This is a genomic window from Leptolyngbya sp. FACHB-711 (assembly GCF_014695615.1).
In the GTDB taxonomy this organism is placed as follows: Bacteria; Cyanobacteriota; Cyanobacteriia; order Elainellales; family Elainellaceae; genus Leptolyngbya_A.
The window spans coordinates 1-7090 of the sequence record NZ_JACJOR010000595.1 but is presented as its reverse complement, the minus strand read 5'-3'; the positions used below and the strand labels follow the sequence as shown (position 1 = coordinate 7090).

The following is a 7090-nucleotide window of genomic DNA, read 5'->3' as shown; positions in this document are numbered from 1 at the left end:
ATAAATCGGGTTGCGCGATCGACCCCAGACATCAGCAATGGCAAAGCTCCGCCCTAAATCCACATCGTAGTACTTGTCCCCGGCAAAGATGTAGCTCTTACCGTCAGAACCACGCACGATAGCACTGATCGCAGCATCGAGTTTGCCCTCAGCTTTTTGTGCAGCCCGTGGGGTGGCAGGGGTTAGGGTCAAAACGGGATCGTCTAAGTGGTTGAGTTTTTGCCAGCTACCACTGCTCAACGCATAGTTAACACCCCGTTCCTGGGTTACTGCCTGAATATTGGCAAAGTTGTGATCGGTATAATGTTTGTCGTTATCTTCATCACTAATGACAACATGGAAGCTATCTCCTTTAAACAGATAAACTTGGCGTCGATCGGCAAAAGCCGCATCCAGTCCATCAGGGAAAGTAGCTGACATTCCTCGAAACCGAGGTTCCTGGGATAAGCGGCGAGTGGAACGAGGATAGCCCGGTTCTACAGTACTGTAGTTGCTGCCTTCGTAGCGGAACATTTGATCGCCAGAGAACAGATAAGTATGCATTGCTGTCCTATCAACAAGCTGACCGTTAGCAGCCTGTTCTTCCCAGCGAGATTCAACCACGAAAGCAGCATCAACCTTACCTGTTCTGTCGATATTGTTACGAATCTTTCCCCAAAACTTGTTGGTTAAGCGAGGATAGCCATTATCAAGCCTATGCAGGTTGGGGTCGGAAAAGCGCAGGTACTTAGAGTTGTAGAATAAATAAGTTTTACCGTCGGTACCGGTAAAACCAGCGGTAATGTGATCACCTTCGTTAATACCAACCAAGGAGCGATCGAATTGCTCGGCGAGAATTTTCGGCTCCGACCACCAGCGACTAGCGTGGTTATGTTCAATGTAATAGTTACCTGCAAACAGATAGATCCTGCCATTAGGACCATTCATGATCGCATCAATTCGAAAGTCGGCAGCACCCCCTATGAAGCTCTCCGGCAGGCTCCAAAAAGCATTGTTTACTGTTGCAGGAAATACTTCAATCTCGTCTACATCTGGACGATTGGCAAGTACTGTTTCAATGGTTCTCGCGTTGGAATCTACTGCGTCTACTTTTAAGTAATCATCTTCATCCCGACGTAGGGTAGAGTAGCTTGTGTAAATGCTTTCGTTCTCACGGTTTGTACCAAACAAGTATGTTTTATTTCCCAACACAACTGCCCCATTAACACGGGTCAATCCTTCCCAATCCTGGGCAATATTGCGTGGAAAACCGTCGTCCACCTGCGTATAGTCGCTACCAGAGTAGCGCACGTAGTGGTCACCCGAAAACAGATAGGTGTAGCCATCCAGTCCCACAAAGGCTGCGTCCACTCGACCGTTATCGGCAATCCCATTTAAGACTTTTCCCCACTTTATACGGGCGTCTCCAGTTATCGGGATTTTAGTTGTTGAATCGAGCGCGACATAATCATCACTCCGGAATAGATAGATGCGATCGTCCTGTCCATGCAGTGTTGCATCAATACCAGAAACAAATTCGTCGGGGAGGGTAGGGAATTCTTGGTGCAGAGATTTGGGATAGCCTGCTTCTGGCTGTAGGTTGGCGAGTTCAATACTGCCCGCGTATTTAACCACCTTATCGTTGAGGAAGAATAGGTAGTGCCCCTGGCTAGCCAATGCTGCGTCAATGTGATCTGCATGACCAAAATCGTATTTACTGTGTCCCCACATTTCAGTAACCGACTGCACACGTCCATCTTGTGAAGAGACATAGCGATTTTCTAGAAAGGCATAGCTACGACCATCCAAACCGTCAAACATCGGTCCTAAGTCGCGATCGAAAGATGACGGTAGCTGAATGGGTAGGTTCTCGTTGTTCCATTCTTCGGTAATGAGTTTGGGATAGCCCTGATCGACAGTAGGCTGAACAGCATTTTCCTGACTTTCAGGATTAAGGATGAAATTGACATTTGAATAGCGCACGTACTGGTCATTGACAAACAGGAAGAGCCGCTCTGCTGCATCGACATAAGCAGCGTCGATCATCTCTAAGGTGTCAAAGTCGTTATCTACCTGCCCAAAGCGGTTCTCGCGCTTGTCCCAAGTATCAGCATTGGCATATTTCACATAATGAGACTCGCCACTGACTACAACCCAGGTGCCATAACGATCGATAAAAGCGGCATCAACCCGGTTCAACCTCTGATGTTTAAACAGTTGGCGAATGGGATCTTCTTTCAGGCGCTTTTGCCGTTCTTTATCCTCTCTTTGTTGCTCAATCAGGAGATCGTCACCTTTCTGACCAGCAGTCACCGTTTTTTTGTCGATCAAGGTGTAGTCTTCTGCCAGATAAATCCAGTAGTTATTTTCCTTAAATATGTAGATGAACTCCTCGCTGATTAAGACGGCGCCTATCGAGGTGATACCATCTGGCAAAATCAGATCCTCTGGGAACTTGGCAACCAGATCCTGATCCTTCAAGAACAAAGAAACTTCGTTGACATCGAGTTGTTGCTGATTAATCAACAGAGCCAGTTGCCGAATCCGCTTGACTGCCTGGAGATAGTGCATGTTGGCAGGCAGTTCATCCAGAGAACCTAGGGCATTGGCATTCTCAAGCAATGGCTGCAACCAAGCAAAATGGAGGTTGGTATCTGTTTTGAAGATAGCTGAGGACACTACCTTGATTGCGTCCAGGTCAATCCCTAAAACGGTTTGCAACTGTTCAAGAACTGCATCCTGCTGGGCATCGCTATATTCTTTTAGTGCCTGATGAACCGCTTTAACCGTACTATCAATCGCTTTAGCAATGTCATACAACTGGAAGAAAATTTCGGTGTCGTAATCACTAAAAGCCGGTATGTTGAAAACTGCTGCATTCTCTGGGACAAGGAAGAAGGAAATTTGGTCGGCACGCAATAGTCCGCTGTCATCTAATACGCCGATCGCCTCCAGGTTCTGTTTCAAACCGCGAATTTCGCTATCGTCAAAATCAAGAGCTGTAAGGTTGGTATCTTGCAGACGATAAGCATTGGCATAGTTGACAATACCGGCAATATGGTCGAAGACAATTGCTGCTTTCGTGGATTCAAAATAGGGGCGGAGATGAAAGCGATCGCGATTTGCTTCGTCTTGGAAAAATAAACTCGCTTGGGGTAATAAAAGCTGATGATTGAGATAATTGCCTTGCAGGTCTTCAAATATCCAACGCGATACAGTGGTTGCGGCAATTCTGCCCAATTCGGTCTGATCAATTTGTAACCAGGTGTCCTGATCAGCAGCAATGGCATCCTTGAGAATTTTGAAGAGCGCCTCGCGATAGGGGTAAAACTGTAGCGCCAGAGACATGGCTTTGGGGCTTTCGTCAACCAAGCGCATTTTGTCCTGAATGAACAGATGCTCGTCAAGGTAGCGATTCATTTGAAGATTGCGAATTAGATCTTGCAAAGCGATCGGTGTCAATTTCAGCTCTGCAAACATCTGTTCGCTGATTTTTACCTGGCTATCCTCAAATTTGTCGAGTTGTTGTTGTAACAACTGGTAGACTGGACGAACAAGCTCTGATAACCCAGTTATGAGCGTAAAGCGGCTAGCATTAGTGATATCGCTAAATAAAGTTACATCTTTAGCAAAGCCCTGCTCATCAATATAGCCGTTGTAAATCAGATCATCATAGAGTTCTCGACATTCGGCTTCGGTCAGTCCCAATTCCTTTAAATCTGATTTAAATACTTGTACTTCAATGGTGTCGTTTGCTTCTAGCTGACTTGCTGCATCTTCCTGGTAAATCCGATGAAACAGCTCAAATACGCTCTGCTGTAGATCGCTGAAATCATATTCCAGCATGAATGCTGACAAGGGTGGCAATCGGCGATCGACCAGGCTTTCCGTCAATAACCTGCCGCTGCCATCAATGACTTGATGATTAACAAGATGGTTGAAAATTTTATCTTTTAGCTTGCTCTCAAGCTGCAAGCTCACAAATTCATAATCCCTAATTGTAGTGAGTTGCTGGATAAAGTCTTCGGTTAGTTCATCAATCTCACGAGAATCATAAGCGAGCAGGAGATGCTTCAGTTCCTTAAAGGGATAATTTTGATGATGAGAAGACTGGATTTCACTCTTGGCACCACAGCGATCTTTAATCAAGCTGAACGCAAAGTGAGAGGCTCGCTCATCACCGAGCACATCTTTCAGAGTGTCTGGGCGAATTTCCTTAGCTTTAAAGCTTTGCAGTAGGGCATTATACAGAGCCAGATCCTGTGTTTTCTGCTCTACAGCTTCTCGATCGGTCTTTGGAGCACCATTGACGATTTTCCACAGCATCTCCGCAGAGTAACCGAATTCCTTCATCCACTGGGTTAGCGCGATCAAAGATTCCAGCAACCAAAGCTGATCGCCGATATTATGAGTTGCCAGCGTGGTGCTAGCTCGGTTAACACTAGCCATGAAAATGCTAAAACACTTTTGTGTACCAGGCACTCTATACACAAAGTAAGTGTGCGGATCTCTCTGTCCAATAAAAGGATCTTGATCTAGAAGATCAAACAGAGTGAATAGTTCCAGAAAATGCACATTTAGCATTTCGGATAAGATCCGAATACGATAAAGCACATTCAGCAGTTGCCACTGATTTTCTGTTTTTTTCCACAAACTACTATCAGCAACTTCTTCGAGCTCTAAGCGGCTTGTAATGTTGATCAGGTCAGTGTCAGTAAATCCCAGACTATGACGCAAGCGTTGGCGGTAAATATCATTGTCCTTGCTGAACAAATCCGCATGATAGTCAATCTGAGTATAGGTGTGATAGGTAGAATTGGTATATTGCTTAGGAATGTCGCCCATCACCTGCTCAATGTGCAGGTATTTTTCATTCACTGAAACACAAGGTAGGTTAAAAATCTGGTTAAACTGATCCTGTGGCAGCTTTTCATTCGTCTTACCAACAAAAGAGATCTCGCTGAGTACAGCAACTACTGTATCGATCGGCTGTTCCAGAGTCTTGTGGATATAGATAACTTGAGTAATAAAAACAAGGGTATCTCTATCAATTGTGGGGGTGCCGTTAACCTTGCAGCAGTGACGCAAGATGTGATCCAACTCAGTTAAGCTCAGTCCGATTTTTTTTGCTAATCGAACAAAGCGGCTAGTGCGGGCAAACCAGATAAGGGGGATACGATCACTTGTATTGCCATTGTTGTGCCATACCAGTGCAGTCTCATCATCGCTTAAAGTGACATAACCAACGTTGTCAGGATTAACGGTGTTAATGTAAAAATTCTCACGACCATCTTCGACAATCGAATGGTTAGTAGGCTCAACATAAAGTTTTTGGTATAACAGCTCTCGCATTTCATGCGCTTGTAGACCTGCGACCTCCATAAAAGTGGTAACAGAAGATATCTCACTGATAAAACGTCTATTGTCTGGATAGCCATAGAACCGAGCGACTTCATCCTCTGTCGCTGTTTCTGTTCCTGTTTCTATTAAGCTCTCCAGTTCCGTTACCGACAAACCCAAATATTCGCGAGCTACGGTGTGATAATCGGGTTCTTTCGCAAATAAGTGACGCAACTCGTGAGCGGAAATCGTTAGGTGATGTAAATAGTTTTTGATTTGTTCGTTTTCCAGCGAAAACGGCATATTGAAGGGATAAACTGCGTTTTTCAATACTGTGTAGGCTCCATTACTGGAATCCACACGCTTTTCTAATACTTCGTTGACGATATCGAGATAAGGAATCAGCGTATTCGTATTTTCGGCATCAAGATTGATATTTTTGATGTCACCTCGGCGTGCATCAAAATCAATACTGCTGGGATCAAACTCATCATCTAGCATTTGCAGCAAGTCACTTAAGTATGCTGCTGGGGAATAAACAGAGCGAGCATCATCCCCTTCCTTAAAGTCAAGATTACCAAACAAATCAGCGTAATTGGGGATATTGGATTGCATACTCACGATAATTACGCTCCATAAATGGTTGATGAGCCGATGCACAAGACATGGGTACGGGAACCCTTGACATAGAAACGATGAGAACAAAAACCTTTAAGGTTGAATTGGTTAGCAGCTAACGTATAAATCTCGTTGTGCGACTATGCGGCTGTACCTGCTGTACATAGGATATGTATTGCAGTGCAACAGCTTTACGCAAGGCAAGCGCGCGCATATAGACTTGCTCAGCGATCGCGCTATCATTATCAAAGAGTTCAAGATTATCTTGAATAAATACGTTTTTAGGTATGCTAGTAATCTGCAAGGAAGATTGAATACCGTTTTCCAAGAGTTTTTTTGCGAGATTCTGTTTATCTTGAGGAACAATCCGTAGCATTCGCTGATAGGTTTTGAGTTGATTGATCAAACTTTTCCTTTCGTCTTCAAACCCAGCCCATTTATATGTATCGATAGTGGGAGTATGAAGCAAATCTGTTGTACGAAAGTCAATCTCTTGATTCTTTTTAAGAAAGGCGTTTAGCTTTTCTAAATCAGTGCTTGCTCTGCTAGCAGACAGCCCTAATTGTTGTGTACGAGCTTGTTGAAAACTAGAAATTTTACTCATTAAGGTTGTAGCTCGCATATGAACCTCTTCAGCGAGTACACTATCATCATCAAAAATCCTTATATTGTCTTGAATAAATATTTCTTTAGGGGCATTGGCTATTTGTGCTGGAGATCGGATGTTGTTCTCCAAAAGTTTTCTTGCAAGATCATCCCTATCATTCGGTACAACCCATAGCAGTCCTTGATATATCCTGAGCTGCTTTACCAAATTATCTTTGTTATTCTCAAAACCAGTCCATTCATAGTTATTAACACTGGAAGCGTGGCGCAAATCGATTCTACGAAGATCGATCGTTGCGTTTCTGCTTAGAAAAGCATTCAGCATTCCTAAGTCAACCTTTTGTATCTCACTCATTGGTTTATTAGTTTAGTTTATAGGTGATAGGATATGCAGTTAAACTTTTAAGGTTATTATATTTTGCATTAATTTCACTTTGTTTTCCGAACAAGGAATATCTTTAAAAATTTACGATTCTTTTCAAAGCGGATTATCTTTTACAAACTAGTTTTAACGAAAGTGTTATACCGATTCAATTTTTATATGCTA

2 protein-coding genes are annotated in these 7090 nt (G+C 43.6%); both read right to left on the bottom strand.

The features are described 5' to 3' along the window. Positions 1-5934, bottom strand: a 5934-nt coding sequence (locus H6F80_RS28835) for a hemopexin repeat-containing protein (protein ID WP_199296885.1), incomplete at its 3' end; no start/stop codon positions are given. A gap of 118 nt (positions 5935-6052) precedes the next feature. Next, a complete protein-coding gene (locus H6F80_RS28830; RefSeq protein ID WP_190794950.1) occupies positions 6053-6898 on the bottom strand; it encodes a hypothetical protein in 846 nt (281 codons plus the stop codon). Positions 6899-7090: the final 192 nt, after the last annotated feature.